Below are 16,672 nucleotides of genomic sequence, written 5' to 3'. Positions count from 1 at the left end.
TGGAATGCAATGGTGAATGGTGATAGGATTTATGAGGATCAAATATTGCAGACAAATATTGTTTCCGATTATTGTGTCTTGATAAATTAAAAGGGCATTCCTCGATAGAGAGGCGCCATGCATGGCCTCTCTGCTCAGGGATAGAGTAAATATTTCTTTCTCATCTCTTTATATTTTGATAATTGAGGTTCCCAGCTGTCTCGTATTTCTTTCTCAGACACACCATTTATAATTTGCTTTTTGAGATCTGTCGTTCCTGCTAACTTGTCAAAATCACCAATTTGATTGCTTTTAGAAGTATCAAAAAAATACTCCTTAGATGGATATTTATTATAAAACTCAATAAGCCACTTTAAATTAATCTTTCCTGTTTGGTGTAATTTCTTTGTGTCAAAGCTTTGCAAATCCAAACCATAACATATTTGGTCTTTGTATAGAGGCGTTTCACTCATTCCTGCAATACTTTTTGGCGTAAATGAATATGTATACATGCCTTTGAGATCCGGACTTCCTAATACGGTAAAGGGCATTTGAGTACCTCTGCCTTGGCTGATGACTGTGCCTTCAAACAAACATAGTGACGGATAAAGCATAACAGACTGTTGCGTGTTAAGATTGGGAGAGGGTTTTACAGGTAATTTATAATACAAATCGTGATTATAATTTTTGACTTTAATGATTCTGAGGTTACAATGCAGATTATTGGGAAGCCATTTTTCACCATTCACCATTTGCGCAAATTCTCCAAGGGTTAGTCCATGTGTAATTGGTATTGGGAATTTTCCTATGCCTGATTTAAGCTTCATATCTAATACAGGACCATCTACATAGCCATTAGGATTTGGGCGATCCAATATTATTAACTCTTTTTGATTTTCTGCACATGCCTCCATCACATCAAAAAGCTTATTAATATTTGTATAAAAGCGACAACCAACATCCTGTATATCAAAAATCATGACATCAATGGAATCCATGTCCTGTTTTGATGGTTTTCTTTTTTTGCCATATAAGGAAATAATGGGTATGCCAGTTTTTTCGTCTATTTCATCCTTTATTGCAGCACCATTGCTGGCATTAGATCGGAAACCATGTTCCGGGCCGAATATGGTTTTAATTGCGATGTTTAAGGAAAGTAAGCTATCAACAATTGATTTATTGCCAATAATGGATGTTTGATTAACCATCATTCCAACCCTTTTCCCTTTCAGGGAAGGAAGGTAAAGCTCAACCTGGTCAGCTCCCGCTATTATGAAATTTTCACCTGAAGCCATTGTAGTATCTCTTTTAAGATTTATTGCGCTCAGAATGAAAATTAATATAAACAGCACACAAGAAGGAAATATAATTCGTACCATAAAAAACAAATCAAGTTACATTAATACTCATTTGACATATTGATGATATATTCCGGAGTGGTAATATCTCCGGTTGTCATACTTTCATTCATTCCTTTAGTGAATCCCCATCTATAGATCCAGGAAATTCCCCTTTTTGTAAAATAATTATCAGGGCTTTTGTAAGCTTTGTCACGTAATACTTTTTTTTGTGAGATGAATTTATAATTGTGTTTTTGATACATGATTGCTAACTCATCCATGAAATCTGCATTTAAAAGACTAGCATGGATTAACAAGGTCTGAGCAATAGCCTTGCCAAAAACTTCGTTTGACTTTTGTTCAAAGTAAATAAGTTTTTTCTCCATATAGTCAACATAGCAATTTCCTATTTTGATCATTAAACTATCATCCTTTTGAAGAAATGCTTGATTGTAAAACCTTGCGAATAGATAATCATCATTGTCAATTGTTACAGGAGCAGAGGTATAATGGTGTTGTTTGAGGAAATTTTCTAATGAAGTATTTCTTGATTCATTCATGCCTGTATGCAAAAACGGATGTCTGAAGTACCTTAATTCTTTTCCATACTCATTCATTAACCTACCTGTTATTATTCCTCCATTTAAAATATCATTGAAATATACGGAATCTTCAACTGTATTGAAGTCAAGATGAGAGTAAGTGTGGTTTCCTAAATCGTTACCACTTTCTAACCACATTCTTAATAAATCAATTTTTGATGAATCTATTTTACCATCTGTGTAAAGTTTAGCTTCATTAACATAACCTATTGCTGGTATTTTAAACTTTATAAAGGATTGGATTAATTTATCAGTTATTATTTTGTCATTATTTTGACCATAAGTTACGGTTGGTAAATCATCTACAGTGATACAAATGTATTTGTTTTGCGCACACAAATTGGCGGTGAATAAAGTCAGACAAAAAAATAACATTACTCTCATAAGTATAAAGTATTGATTTATAATTAATCAATTTTGTTGGTCCAATTAATCAATGGTGTCATCCATTCACTATATGGTTTATATAAAAATCCATGTTTGTTATTCAGAGTTAATCTTATCTCTTGAAAATCTGATATGCATTTCTGCTCCTTCAATAAAGAAACACAAGACGCAGCAAAATTATCAGAAGCTTCGAATATGGATAAAAAATTTCCACAGATTTTATGACCACTTAGTTTATTAATAGTTTCGTCAGAGCAGGCTCCCATAACAATAAAATTGAGGTTTTTATTTAAAGCTTTCGAAGAAATCCAGAGTGTTATATATGCACCTTTAGATGCTCCGAAAACAAAGATCTTATCTGGATCAACTCCTGCATTTATAAGAGTATCTATTTGTTTAAAGACTTTTTCTGCGTATAAAATATCATCGGTATTTTTTTGCCTTGCTTCACTAATTACATTGAAGTTGTGTGTTTTTAGTGAATCGAGAATATCTAAATATCTATATTCTCCAAATGTAGGGTGAGCTGCATTGATACCTTGTTCTTCAATGATTCTTCCATGAAGATAAAAGATATATCTTCCGGTCTTATCAATTTTCTTTGGAACAGAGGAGTTGATTGTTTGTCCGCATATAGTGGTAGAAGTGAAAAGAATAAAAAGTAATATTTTAATAATGTTCATTTTAGTATTCTATAAATAGGTAATAAAGGCTGAATATAGTGTATATTCATTTGTTTGCAATGTATTAAGTACCAATTTTTAGAATAAAACCAAAGACATCAAGCAAAGTATTATGTTTGCACAATGTCTTTGATTTTGTTAGTCCTGGGGTAAAGCAAAAAAGTTACTTATAAATCAAGTTGTATCAAATGTCTGATTGCACCGTTAAGTTCTCTTGTTTCAATTACTTTAAATCCCCATTTCAAATAAAGTCTTAGTAGGAGAGGAGTACAGGTGGCAAGAATAAATTTGCAGCCTTGTTCTCGAGCTTGTTCACAGCAGTATTCCTTTATAAATATTTTTTCAACATTATATAAGTTCCTATCGAAATGACTAGTTGAAAATAAAGTTAATACTTCCATGTATTTATCATTAGTCACAGGTGGCTGAAATCCGAATTTATCAAATTGACAATATTCACGATCGAAAAGCCCTCCCGAATACATGACATTTTGTTCTCTTTCATTTTTATATGTATAGATGGTTATTCGTTCATTAGGTATCTTAAAACTGATTGTCTGTTGATCATCATCCCAGTTCCAAATGCTCCTGATGAATTTCTGTTCTTTTAATTTATTAAAAGCTTTGTAAAAATTCTTTTCAAATTCTTTTTTTTCTTCAGCATGGCTGAAGTTAACAGTGCTGCAAAGGTTATCAATCGCGTATGATAGCATATGAGTTAAAAGTTTAATTAGAAGAGTTGATTTATCTGATGGGATAAAAATAGATAAGATCATTATGCATATTTTGGATGTTTAACCAATGTGAATTTTCAATTGAGGGAAGTATGTGTTTAGGAAACTAATGAATCTGATGAATAAAGGGGTAGTTAAAAAGTAATAAGAGAGATAAGAGAGATATCAAATAAAGTATCTCTCTTATAAATCTCAATATCAAAAATAAATTTAATATACAATCAGTTTTTCAATAGATTCTTTATCTCCCATCTTTATCTTTAATAGATAAAGTCCCGTTTTATTATGTGAATTCCATATAAAGTTAAGTTCAGAATCATTGTTAACGCTTCCTTCAAAGAGCTTTTCAACAAAATTTCCACGACCGTCATAAATCTCTATGGTGCTATAATTATCTTCAACAACGGAGACAGTTATATTCATATTTCCTGATGATGGATTAGGATAACAAGTTGCAGTGTGCGCAGATGTAGTTGTTCCAGCTCTTAATGAAGAAGCTCCATTAATTACAGTAAATGAAATTGTTTTGGATAGACCGGCTGTGCCCGTTGCATTATTCCCAGTATAAGGAATTGCAGACAAAGTATGATTGCCGTTTGTAATTGGGCCTCCATTATATACTCCATTGATATCACCATAAAATGCATAAGGAGGTTGATTTTCAGTTCGGTTAGTGCCATCATAATTGAATCTGACACTACCTATTGATTCAGGACTTGTAAGAGCTTGAAAGTTAAGATTGGTAGCTTCGTATAAAGCCAGATTAACTATATCTCCATCCGAGATTAAAAATCCATCACCTTCTGTTCCTCCTCTTACAATTCTGAAACCATATACTGATTGACCATTTACGTTGACATAGATATCATCGTATGCAGTGATGCCAAAATTATTGGTTGCAGAGAGCCTGAAAAGATATTGTCCAGGTGCAACAAATCCAGTCACATTGGTTGTCAAAGATGTTGGATTTGCAATTACGGGATTATCAATGCCTAAACTTTGAGCTGGACCGTTAATATAAGTCCAAAGTGTTCCAATTATACTTCCTCCAGGTGAAGATGCGCTTCCTGTAAAGGTTGTAGATGTTGTTGGCAAGGTTATATTTTTATCTATCCCGGCATTTGCAACAGGTGATTGTCCAAAGTTTATAACCTGCACAAAGAAATTTATTGTTGTAGATCTCAGCAATGTACCTGTTCCATTGTTTCCGGAAAATTCCTGAGCTACAATTGTATAGTATCCCTGGTTTGAAGGAAGCCAAGCATTGTAGTTTCCATTATTATCACCTGCCAAAGCAAATGGTGCTTCATTTTCAACCCTGAAAGTAGACCCATTGAGAATAAACTTCACACTACCAGGGTTTGATAGTGGATTATAACGGATGTTGATGGTTTCCTGCTGGTATTTGACAATCGTGTCGTTCTCTCTCAAAAGAGCTCTATCCTGATCAGTCAGAGCATTAACAACCGTAAAATAAGCTGTTAAGGGATTAGGCACATTGGGATTATATTTCCAAAGTTTCTTAATACCATTTTCGATAGTTGTAAAATAGAGGACATTATTCAAATTTACCAGACTTTGAGAAGTTGGAAAATCTGTGCCGGGAAAAAGAACTTTCACTGGAAGGGTGTTTGGAGTAGTAAGATCAGATTGACCTAGCTGAAATGCTCCGAATAGTTCAAGAGGACTTGAAAAAAAGAGGTAATCTGATAAATTTTCAACCTCTCCAAGACCAGGAACAGCAAGCTCTTTGACAAGGATAGTACCTGAAGGAGTAGCATCTGATCTGAATAAAACCGCTGGCTCTTCTATCGAGGTATTAAAAAAAGCAAGTTGATCATTTATTATGCCGGCTTGCAATACAGCTGTTCCTTCGCCTCCTCTAGGAAGTACTTTAATAATATTAGTACCGTTTTCAGTTCCATCTGACACATAAAGATATGAGTTTGAAAAAAGTAATGAGTTCTGATTAAAAATAAGTTTTCCTTTATATGCGGCAAAAGAAGATATGAAATTAAACTCTTCTGAAAAGCTTTTTACAATGACAGTGTTTCCATTAGTGCCATTGCTTTTCCAAAGCTTAACAGGAAAGCTATTTTCAGCAAAAAAGAGGGTTCCATTAACGTTAGTGAAGTTTGGAAATTCACTAACTCCGGGAATATCTTTTACTTTTACAGTTCCTGCAGCTGTACCGTTGGTTTTCCATAGCTCTGCGGTCGTTGAAGTGCCTGAAGGTTCAACTCGGAAAAACAATGAATTGCCTAAAACTTCATGATCATCAAATTCTCTTTGAAAAATCGAATCTCGTTTTGAAAATGGTTCTAGATTTATTGTCTTTAGAAGAACAGGGGAACCGGTATTTCCTATCTTATATAATCTGGAGATCGTACCGGTAAGTGCACCATAATAGAACTCATTATTGAGCACACCTAATGGCTTTATGAAATTGTAATTGGCAATAGAAACAGTTCCTGTTGCAGTGCCATTGCTCCTCCAAAGGCTCATCACAGAGGCTTTTTTTGTTACAAATACAAAGGAGCTACTCAATTCATAGGCTACAGTTGAAGAGGAAAATTCCGAAAAGGATACTCCTCTTTGACCAAGATCTTTAAGAAATGTAGTACCACCAGACGTTCCATCTGAGGTCCATAAACTATCTTTATCAAAAAAATAAAGTTTGTTCAATGCCTTGAAATAGCTGTAGCTCTCAGGTGGTACAGTTGTTACAAGTATAGGTTGAGCAATGATTTTATTTAATGTGAAAAGTAAAAAAATAAGTGCTGGTAGATATATTTTGTTTCTCATAATGAATGGGTTATGTTTAAGCTAACTCGCAAACCTCAATAAGAACAAAATGTTTAATATAAAATTGGTGGTAAAGTTTATATGAAAGTATTAAGTTGAATTAACTCAAGCAACATATTATGATCAAAAGTAATAAGTAATTAAAAAGTAGTTTGTGCAAGTTACCAGAAACAGTATTACTTTGTTAAGTCTTATTATAGGAAAAGTATGATAACAGTTGAGAAGAGAAATCGACTTCTGTAAATCATAGATATTAATTAAATATCTTAAGCAAGTTTTTTAAACTCAATAAACAGGTCCCTTAAAAGTGTAAGAAATTGTTACTTTTCGAGTCTACCTATTATTTTGACATACTCTTCCAGAAGCGGTTCAATTTCTTTAATGCCAAGTACCTTAACTTTTTCAATAAAATCTTTTTCTAATGTAAATGTTTCCTCTTCACTAACCAGTAAGTCTTCAATATCAGTTATATGGGCTTCTCTCATAATTTTTAGTCTTTAGTAATTATGTGATGTTTTATACTGTAAGTTAGTTTGTTAATTTATAAAGATCTTCGTATTGAATATAGGATACCCTGCTTATGGTATAAAGTGACTCATTGTTTTCAAGCATAATTACCCCTTTGCTTGTTTCATTGGCAATAAAATATTATATGCCCTTCCATCACTTAATTTTATACCATAAGTTCTTACAGAATTTTCAATTTTCACTGAATTTTGAGTGTATTCAAAGGTTTCAATATTACCGTCAACGTTTTTAATTGAAAATTTTTTAGGTTCAAAATTAATTTCAAACTTATTTCCATTAGTGTCTGTAGCTTTCCAGTTACCTTGATAAACATCAGATCCACTGCAGCTTGAAAGAATTATAATAAAGGAGAAAAGGAGTAGGTTAAAATAGTTTTTCATATAACATAGTTAGGTTAGTTATTCAACGTAAAAATTATTCATACAGCCATTCAATAACCGAAAAATGTATTCAATTAGTTTTAATTAAAAAAGGTATAACAATATCGTTAATTAATTCATTTTCGCCATTCATTTCCTTATTTCATTATTACGTAAATAACAAACTTTGTTCTCCACTAAAGTAATTATATTAATTTTGAAATTTAACGTTAATCAGTGATTAAGAATATAGGAAACTTGATTAAAAAACAGAATAAGTTTTTTATTTACATATAATATAAGTGACTATGAGATTTTTTTGTGTCTTATTATTTTTTGTTCTTCTTCTTTCAAAAACATTTGCACAAAGAGAATGCATAACGAATTCATATCCCCAAAATTCGAGGCCATTACCAACCCCTGATCAGGTTGAACATTTCTTAAGAACTATCAAAAAGAGAAATGCAAAAATATCGGATACGTTCGTTTATGAAATTCCCATAGTCGTTCATGTTGTTCATAATTCCCAAAATAATTTCATTGGAGGGTTTAATAACACAAATATTTCTGATGAACAAATTCATTCTCAAATTACAGTTTTAAACGAAGATTTCAGGAAGATGCCAGGCACTCATGGCTTTAATACAAATCCCGTTGGAGCAGACACCCGCATCCAGTTTTGTCTGGCGCAATATGATCCTGATGGTAGATCTACTAAAGGTATTGTCAGAGTATATAATAAAAAGTTATCCTTTGATTACCAGATGGATGATGTTGAGTTAAAAAAACTTTCTTATTGGCCAAGCGATCAATATCTTAATATCTGGGTGACCAACATTGCTGGCAAAATTTTAGGATATGCTCAATCACCTGGAGGGGCAGGTATTCCTGGAGCACCATTCAATGATGGCTTTGAGTTTACTGATGGAGTAGTAATTGATTACAAAGCATTCGGAACAACGGGATCAGCTGCTAAACCATACAATTTGGGTCGGACGGCTACTCATGAAGTAGGTCATTGGTTGGGTCTTATTCATATCTGGGGAGACAGTTATTGCGGAGACGATTTTATTGCAGACACACCAACTCAGGAATGGCATGCTGATTCAACCGAAACACTTTGTGATGTTAGATATACAGAATGTTCCGGAGTGCGAGTTCCAAAGATGTATGAGAATTACCTTGATTATACAGTAGATAAATGCATGAACATATTTACTCAGGGACAAAAGGAAAGAATGCGTACTTTTTTAGAAGTGAGTCCCCGTAGAAAGAAATTGTTAGAAAGTGGAGGTTGTTGTTCAAAGCCCCTTCATCAATATACTCAAAACTTAACTTTTGAATCAGACAGAATGCTGTCAGAAGGATGGTCAATTTATAATCCGGATGCTTCTGATACCTGGGACTTGGCTTTTCCTGGAGCGTTTGAAAAAAGTAATCGCTGTATTTCAATTTCAAACAAAAATTCCTATCATTTGAATCCTAAATCTTATGATGTACTTATATCCCCAAATCTGGATTTTAGTGATAATGATCATCCAAATTTATACTTTGATATTGCGGGAGCAGCTAATAATTCTAATGAAACAGATAGTCTGGTTATTGAGTTTTCTCTTGGCTGTATAGATAAGAAATATTTGTTAAAAACGATTTATGGTGGAGATTTAAATACTGCAAGAAAAACAAATGATAACTTCTATCCGGAGCCTGGAGATTGGAGCTCAGTGAATATACCTTTAGAAGCGGTTGCCAATCAGAAAGGTGCTAAATTATATATAACAAGTTATGGTACTGCAGGTAATTCTGTTTATTTGGATAATATTAAAATCTATAGGGCTTCACCTTCTCTTATTATAAATACATATCCGAATCCTGCCACTGATCTGGTTTCTATTGATATTCTAATGGATGGAGAAAATAATGTTCGCTTTGACCTCTATAATACTCTGGGACAAAATATTCTTTCCTTTAATCAATTTGAAAAAAGCAGCTTTAGCCAGGATATAAACCTTTCAGATCTGAAGAATGGAATTTATATTCTAACTGTCAGTGCCGATAATCAGATTGTTGCAAAAAAGATCTTAGTTAGTAAATAGTTTTAATTTTTAACTTTATTCGAGCTTCAGTTTTTCTTCTTCCAAATCTATTTGATGTAGAAATTTCCTAATGATCTCTTCATCAATATGCTTTTCCTTGTTATTCATTTGAATTAGTAACTGTCTCTGTTTTTCAAGTATGTTCCCATAAATCAATTTTGTTCTTTCAGACAAGTTAGGATCTTCATCTGCTGTCATTTGTTTCTCCCATTTGGTAGCCAGCTTTTGTAAGTGGAAACTATGTTCTACTTCTACTTTATGATTTTCTGTAAGATAATTCAGAGACTCTTTTGCCAATGCTTCACGAAGGAGGTTTTTTGTTTCTTCTTCAGGAAGATGATCGTTGAAGTTCGGTAATTTTACTTTTTTAATAAGGAAAGGTAATGTTAATCCCTGTAATACTAATGTTACAAGTATTACTATAAATGTGATGTACAATATAAGATTCCGATGGGGGAAAGGCATCCCACTGTCAAGTGTCACAGGAATAGATAGTGCAGCCGCGAGAGAAACCACTCCTCGCATACCTGTCCATCCGAGTAGAAGAGGAGCTTTTAAACCAGGATTACTATCAGCAACTTTAATGAAATGACTAGCAAACAATGTGGTAATTAATGCACCGTAAGCAGCAATCATTCTGCCTATGATCAGCACAAAAGTAATAAACAATCCATATGCAGTTGCATGGTAAAAACCGAATCCTTCTTCTTGTAATCCCGAAATGATTTCAGGAAGATCCAGTCCAATCAGCAAAAAGACCAATCCGTTTAATAGGAATATAAGGCTTTGCCAAACATTCTCTCCACTCAAACGAGAAGAGCCCGTAAGGAAATGATGTCTGAAATAGGATAAAAACAGTCCTCCACTCACTACTGCAAGGACGCCCGAAGCATGTACTTCTTCAGCTGCGATGTACATTGCGTAAGGTGTCACAAGCGTAAGGATAATATCCATGTTTACATCCGTCGGAAGCCATTTGTGTGCTTTTAAAAAAAGCAATCCTACGATTAAACCTGTACCAATGCCTCCAATGATCATCCAGCCAAAGCTCAATGCTGCCTCGTACCAGATAAATTGTCCAGTGGCCACTGCTATCATTGCAAAACGAAAGATAATAAGTGAGGAAGCATCATTTAGTAAGCTTTCTCCTTCAAGAATAGAGGACATTCTTTTAGGTGCTTTTACAAGTTTTAGAATTACACTCGCACTTACAGCATCCGGTGGCGAAACAATTCCTCCCAATAAAAAACCTAAAGCCAGTGAAAATCCAGGTATAATTGAGTTAGCAATAAAAGCTACTGCGATTGCAGTAAGAAAGACGACAATAAATGCAAAGCTTCCTATGATCCTTCTCCAATGCCAGAGCTCTTTCCAGGAATTGGTCCATGCTGCTTCATACAATAATGGTGGAAGGAAAATTATGAAAATCAATTCAGGATCAATTTTCATTACTGGAATAAAAGGAATAAAACTCATTGTCAATCCCCCCAGAACTAATAGTACCGGGTATGCAACTTTAATTTTATTGCTCAGCATTATCAGCAATACTATAAGGACTATCAGAGTTAAATAAAATGGAAAATGGTCTAGCATATCAGACTATATTTATTGGGGGAGAATGTTGTCAATTTACTTGTGACGTATTATATAATACAAATTTTTTCCTGAATATAAGTCATATCCTTCACTTCATTGATAATAAAATAAAGAACTCGCTAAAGTTCTTTTATTCTTCATATCTGATGTATGTCAATTAACTATTATGGTTTTCTCAAATCGTAATAGGCTTATAAGAGATTCAATATCTTTTCTTTTTTTCAGAATTATTTATTACCGGAGGGAAGATACAAATCTGTAATTCTGAGTTAGATATGCTTGCTGAACCTAAGATGCTTTATCTTAGGATGAATAAATTACTAAAAAAAATGCTAAAAAATTTGTGTAGTTAAATAGCTACATGTATATTTGTAGTCAAATAGCTACATAATGAATTTAAGAAGAGATGTATTTCAAGCCATAGCAGACCCTACAAGAAGGGCTATACTTCTGTTGGTTGCCTCTCAATCCATGACTGCGGGAGCTATAGCTGCCAACTTTGACACGGCCCGACCGACGGTATCGAAACATCTACAGATACTTACAGAATGCGAATTGCTTAAACAGGAGCAAAATGGCAGAGAGATGTATTATCACCTAAACCCAAATAAAATGAAAGAGATTGCAGACTTCATTGAACCATTCCGTAAAATGTGGGATGACAGGTTTAATAAATTGGAATCCATAATGAAAAAATACAAGTCAAAAGAATAGGTAAGCAAATGGAATTAAAAACAAAGATAGATGCTGTAGAAGGCAAGCAGGAGATAGTGATCACAAGGGAATTTGAGTTGCCATTGGATTTGCTTTTTAAAGCATACATTGAACCGGAAATTGTTGAGCAATGGATGGGAACAAAAGTGTTGAAACTGGAAAATAAAAAGCATGGTAGCTGGCAATTTGAAACGCTTGATCCCAAGGGTAATAAACATGGATTTAGTGGTGTCATTCATGAATTTATTCCGAATGAGAAAATTACAAGAACGTTTGAAATGGAGAATGCGCCGTTTGGTCCTCAGCTTGAGTTCCTTGATTTTGAAAGGCTCACAGATGATACCAGCAAGCTCAGAATGCACGTGGTATACAGATCTGTTGCAATACGAGATCAGATACTTCAGTTGCCATTTGCCCAAGGAATTAACATGGCGCATAACAGATTACAAGAAATAGTAAATAAATTAAAGTAACATATTATGACAAAGAGAAACAAAATTATCTATTGGGTTGCTACCCTTTGGTTGTCACTGGGAATGCTTTCCGGTGGAATTGCACAATTACTTCATGTGGAAGACACTGTAAAGGGAGTTACCCATTTAGGTTACCCTGCTTATTTCTTAACTATAATTGGAGTCTGGAAAATTTTGGGAGTCATAGCAATACTCATTCCTAGATTTCCTTTAGTAAAGGAATGGGCTTATGCAGGATTTTTCTTTTGCATGTCAGGAGCTCTATATTCACATATTGCCGTGGCAGACGCACCCACAGAAAATATCGGACCAGTATTATTAATCGTTTTGATTATAGTATCTTGGTATTTCAGACCTTCTGATAGAAAGTTCGTTTCATCAAATCAATAAACAAATAAATAACATGAACCCCAAGGTTGACTTTTATTTTAATGAAGCCCAAAAGTGGAAGGAAGAAATCGAGCAATTGAGAACGATTGTTCTTGACACTGCGCTGACAGAAGAGTTGAAGTGGGGGTGTCCTTGTTATGTGTTTGAGAAAAGGAACATTGTTTTAATACATGTGTTTAAAGAATATTGTGCGCTTTTGTTTTTCAAAGGCGCACTTTTAAAGGATAAGAAAGGTATTCTAATCCAACAAACTGAAAATGTACAGTCAGCACGACAGATTCGGTTTACAAATGTGAAGGAAATAGTGAAGTTGGAAAAGACATTGAAGTCCTATATTTATGAAGCCGTTGAAGTTGAAGAAGCTGGTTTAAAAGTAGAATTGAAAAAGACTTCAGATTACCCGATACCAGAAGAGTTTCAAAAGAGGTTAGATAAAATGAAGGTTTTGAAAACTGCTTTTGAAGAATTGACACCTGGACGACAAAGAGCATACATATTTTATTTTTCTCAACCCAAGCAATCCAAGACCCGAGAGTCCAGAATAGAAAAATGCATACAACAAATACTCGAAGGAAGAGGATTAAACGATTAGTATATTTAGATTGGAGACTGTTTTATTTCATTGAATAAATAATTGAATAGAATCATGGCTAATAAAAAGAAATTGTCAGCTAAAGAAAGTGAAGAGTTGCTCACAATATTAAAAGTTCGTTTTGAGAAAAATATGAATCGCCATAAAGGACTTGAATGGGCTGCTGTCCATGCTAAGCTAATAGCGGCTGCTTATGCAGAAAAGCTATGGTCGCTTAATGAAATGGAAAAAACCGGTGGCGAACCTGATGTGGTAGGTTATGATAAAAAGACGGGTGAATATATTTTTAATGATTGTTCAGCTGAGAGTCCTAAAGGAAGAAGAAGTATTTGTTATGATCATGAAGCATTAGAAGCTAGGAAAGAGCATAAACCGGAAAATAGTGCAATGGGGATGGCGTCTGACATGGGGATCGAGATCCTGACAGAAGAACAATATAGGGAACTTCAGAAGCTTGGGAACTTTGATACTAAAACATCCAGCTGGGTAAAAACACCTTCTGATATAAGAAAGCTCGGTGGAGCGATTTTCTGTGATCGTCGCTATAACACTGTTTTTATGTATCACAATGGAGCGGAATCTTACTATGCAGCCAGAGGGTTCAGAGGCTCACTAAGAGTCTGAATTAAGTTATTTTAACATTAAAAACAAAAGGCCGGTAGATTGCTCTTCTGGCTTTTTGTTTTCATTTTTACTTCTTGTTACAAGTGATGACTTTTGGGTTAAATGATTGTATTTTATATCTTTATCCCTCACAATCATTTCATATTTTATAATTCTTAAAAATGTTCAATATCAAAAGTAAAGTCTTTTTTAAGCTGAGTTTATGCTTTGTATGTATTATTCTTTGTTCAGCATGGCTTCATAAATCAGAAGAAAAACCTCAATATAAAAATGCCTCACTATCTCCAGAGGAAAGGGCTGCGGATTTGCTTTCCCGAATGACTATTGAAGAGAAGACAGCTCAGCTTATAGGCTTTTGGGATATTGATGGAACCAAGGTAGTTACAGGTGACAGTACATTTAAGGAAACTATATTTAAGGAAATCTTCAAAAATGGTATAGGCGAGATTGGTCCAATGAATTTACCTATAGAAAAAGATGTGAACTGGAAAAATGCTGCACAGAAATTTCTAATGACTAAGACCCGTTTGGGTATACCTGCAATTTTTCACGATGAAGGCTGTCATGGTCTTATGAAGCCAGAAGCTACCTCTTTTCCTATGACAATAGGTCTTGCATCGTCCTGGGATGAAAAATTATTTGAAGAAGTATATGATATAACCGCTCGAGAAATGCGTTCCCGTGGAGGTCATCAGGCACTTACTCCAATACTAGATGTAGGAAGAGATCCGAGGTTTGGAAGGATCGAAGAATTTTATGGAGAAGATCCATTTCTGAACAGTCGTCTGGGTGCAGCTCAGGTAAGAGGCTTGCAAGGTGGAAGCAGCGGTGTGGTGGATAAATATCATGTTCTGGCAACTCTTAAACATTTTACTGCTCATGGAAGTCCTGAAGGAGGTCTAAACAGAAACTCTGGAAATATTAGCATGAGAGATCTAAGAGAAATTCATATTTATCCGTTTCAATATGTAATAGAACAATCAAAGCCTGCCGCAGTAATGGCATCATACAATGAGATAGATGGAATACCATCACATTCGAATGCATGGCTGTTACAGGAGATACTTAGAGAGGAATTAGGTTTTAAAGGATTAATAGTATCAGATTATGAAGGGATACGCCAATTACATGCTGATCATAAAGTAGCCGAAGGTCCTAAAGAAGCTGCATTACAGGCACTCAAGGCCGGGATTCAGATTGAGCTCCCGCTTCCTGATTCATATAACACGATACCTGAATTGATTAAAGAAAACAAACTTGATATCTCTTTGATTGATTCGTGTGTTAAACAAATATTGATTTTGAAATTTAACCTTGGTCTGTTTGAGAACCCTTATGTAAATGCTTCCAATGCCATTGCAGAGGCAAAGAAAGGTGAGTCTCAAACACTTGCTTTAAAGGCTGCGCAAAAATCAATTGTTTTATTGAAGAATAATGAAAACGTGTTGCCGCTGACTATAAACAAGTATAAAAAAATAGCGGTGATAGGCCCCAACGCTGATTTTGCATATTTGGGAGGTTATAGCGGAACCCCTTTCTATAATGTTTCTATTCTGGACGGAATAAAAAAACGTGCTGGAAATAATGTTGAAGTATTATATGCAAAAGGTTGTGAGATTACCCAAAATCATAAGAAGAATTCTTTCTACAACTGGAAACATGCATTAGATATAAAACTATCGACACCTGAACAAAATAAGCCTCTGATTGATGAAGCGATAAAAGTTGCTTCAGCTGCAGATATTGTAGTTCTTGTTGTTGGGGACAATGAGACTACTTGCCGTGAAGCATGGATGAAAGGGCATGAGGGTGATAGAAGTTCCTTAGATCTCATAGGTTCTCAGAATGAACTAATCAATTCGATAGTAGCAACAGGGAAACCTGTAATCATTTATCTTATGGGAGGGCGGCCACTTGCAATTGGAAATCTTAAAGACAATGAAGGAGTAAAAGCAATCCTGGAGGGCTGGTATATGGGGCAGGAGACCGGTAATGCCGCTGCTTCAATATTGTTCGGAGATATTGCTCCCTCTGGGAAACTCACGGTTTCACTGCCAAAGTCTGCAGGACATATACCTGCTTACTACAGCAGAAAATCCATGTCTCGTGCATTCGATTACGCATTTTCAGATAATGAGCCTGTATATGCTTTCGGTCATGGATTAAGTTATGTAACCTTTCAGTATAGTAGCCCAAGATTAAGTCAGCCAACAATGAGTATTTCTGGTTCTTTGACTCTTAATGTTGATGTTACCAATACAGGAAATATGCAGGCAGAAGAAGTTGTTCAATTATATATCAGAGATCAGGTAGCTTCAGTAACACGGCCGGTTAAGGAACTGAAAGGTTTTAAACGAGTGACCCTGAATCCAGGAGAAACAAAGACCGTCTCATTTAACATAGATCCATCTTTATTATCATTCTATGATATTAATATGCTTTATGGCGTAGAGCCCGGAAAATTTACACTCATGACAGGAGGTAATTCGACGGACTTAAAAAGTGTCGAATTGATGGTAAGATAATTATCTGGTAATTAATAGTTGGTTTGTGTTAAAATTTTATCGGAAAATATGTATCGTGAGACTTTGTAGTCGTAATTTAGTCTCTTTAGGGGCTACCTTATTGATTGATTTTCTGAACGATATATATGTTAATGTTTCTTATGATATTACATAAATTGAGGGATTATTAAAAACACACATCTAGTATCTGGATTATGCACATTCCGCAACAATACTGAGTTGAGACCGTAAATGAGAAATGCGTA

15 protein-coding genes are annotated in these 16,672 nt (G+C 34.7%); 7 read left to right on the top strand and 8 right to left on the bottom strand.

Annotated elements, in window-relative coordinates; genetic code table 11:
• Positions 1–134: 134 nt before the first annotated feature.
• The 7 genes from K350_RS0101445 to K350_RS26935 form a co-directional block, all read right to left on the bottom strand.
• Positions 135–1,358: an exo-beta-N-acetylmuramidase NamZ family protein gene (locus K350_RS0101445; protein WP_028978399.1), complete on the bottom strand. Its 1,224-nt coding sequence runs from the start codon at positions 1,356–1,358 to the stop codon at positions 135–137.
• A gap of 20 nt (positions 1,359–1,378) precedes the next feature.
• A complete protein-coding gene (locus tag K350_RS0101440; RefSeq protein WP_028978398.1) occupies positions 1,379–2,305 on the bottom strand; it encodes a polysaccharide deacetylase family protein in 927 nt (308 codons plus the stop codon).
• Between the two features lie 23 nt (positions 2,306–2,328).
• Positions 2,329–2,991, bottom strand: a complete 663-nt coding sequence (locus K350_RS0101435; RefSeq protein ID WP_028978397.1) for an alpha/beta hydrolase family protein — start codon at positions 2,989–2,991, stop codon at positions 2,329–2,331.
• 167 nt (positions 2,992–3,158) lie between these two features.
• Entirely contained in the window at positions 3,159–3,704 is a 546-nt protein-coding gene (locus K350_RS0101430; RefSeq protein WP_028978396.1) for a hypothetical protein, read from the bottom strand.
• 231 nt (positions 3,705–3,935) lie between these two features.
• Entirely contained in the window at positions 3,936–6,530 is a 2,595-nt protein-coding gene (locus tag K350_RS0101425) for a T9SS type A sorting domain-containing protein (RefSeq protein WP_028978395.1), read from the bottom strand.
• A gap of 320 nt (positions 6,531–6,850) precedes the next feature.
• Complete coding sequence (locus K350_RS32190) at positions 6,851–7,015, bottom strand: hypothetical protein (RefSeq protein WP_156026815.1); 165 nt, start codon at positions 7,013–7,015, stop codon at positions 6,851–6,853.
• A 129-nt stretch (positions 7,016–7,144) separates the two neighbouring features.
• Positions 7,145–7,438: a hypothetical protein gene (locus K350_RS26935; RefSeq protein ID WP_051312753.1), complete on the bottom strand. Its 294-nt coding sequence runs from the start codon at positions 7,436–7,438 to the stop codon at positions 7,145–7,147.
• A gap of 287 nt (positions 7,439–7,725) precedes the next feature.
• On the opposite strand from K350_RS26935, the gene K350_RS30645 reads away from it, so the two are divergent.
• Positions 7,726–9,513, top strand: coding sequence for a T9SS-dependent choice-of-anchor J family protein (locus K350_RS30645; protein ID WP_051312752.1), 1,788 nt, complete (start codon positions 7,726–7,728; stop codon positions 9,511–9,513).
• Positions 9,514–9,528: 15 nt separating this feature from the next.
• Here K350_RS30645 and K350_RS0101405 read toward each other — a convergent pair whose 3' ends face one another.
• Entirely contained in the window at positions 9,529–11,106 is a 1,578-nt protein-coding gene (locus K350_RS0101405) for a Na+/H+ antiporter (RefSeq protein ID WP_028978394.1), read from the bottom strand.
• 393 nt (positions 11,107–11,499) lie between these two features.
• On the opposite strand from K350_RS0101405, the gene K350_RS0101400 reads away from it, so the two are divergent.
• From K350_RS0101400 to K350_RS26925, 6 genes are all read left to right on the top strand, one after another.
• Positions 11,500–11,823: an ArsR/SmtB family transcription factor gene (locus K350_RS0101400; RefSeq protein WP_028978393.1), complete on the top strand. Its 324-nt coding sequence runs from the start codon at positions 11,500–11,502 to the stop codon at positions 11,821–11,823.
• 8 nt (positions 11,824–11,831) lie between these two features.
• On the top strand, positions 11,832–12,296 hold the full coding sequence (locus tag K350_RS0101395) for an SRPBCC domain-containing protein (RefSeq protein WP_028978392.1): 465 nt from the start codon (positions 11,832–11,834) through the stop codon (positions 12,294–12,296).
• Between the two features lie 6 nt (positions 12,297–12,302).
• A complete protein-coding gene (locus tag K350_RS0101390; RefSeq protein ID WP_028978391.1) occupies positions 12,303–12,686 on the top strand; it encodes a DoxX family protein in 384 nt (127 codons plus the stop codon).
• A 13-nt stretch (positions 12,687–12,699) separates the two neighbouring features.
• Complete coding sequence (locus K350_RS0101385) at positions 12,700–13,278, top strand: YdeI/OmpD-associated family protein (RefSeq protein ID WP_028978390.1); 579 nt, start codon at positions 12,700–12,702, stop codon at positions 13,276–13,278.
• A 54-nt stretch (positions 13,279–13,332) separates the two neighbouring features.
• On the top strand, positions 13,333–13,902 hold the full coding sequence (locus K350_RS0101380) for a DUF4256 domain-containing protein (protein WP_028978389.1): 570 nt from the start codon (positions 13,333–13,335) through the stop codon (positions 13,900–13,902).
• Positions 13,903–14,063: 161 nt separating this feature from the next.
• Positions 14,064–16,427: a glycoside hydrolase family 3 N-terminal domain-containing protein gene (locus K350_RS26925; protein WP_081670844.1), complete on the top strand. Its 2,364-nt coding sequence runs from the start codon at positions 14,064–14,066 to the stop codon at positions 16,425–16,427.
• Positions 16,428–16,672 lie beyond the last annotated feature (245 nt).

This window comes from Sporocytophaga myxococcoides DSM 11118 (assembly GCF_000426725.1).
GTDB classification, from domain to species: domain Bacteria; phylum Bacteroidota; class Bacteroidia; order Cytophagales; family Cytophagaceae; genus Sporocytophaga; species Sporocytophaga myxococcoides.
This window is presented reverse-complemented; position numbering and strand designations above follow the sequence as displayed.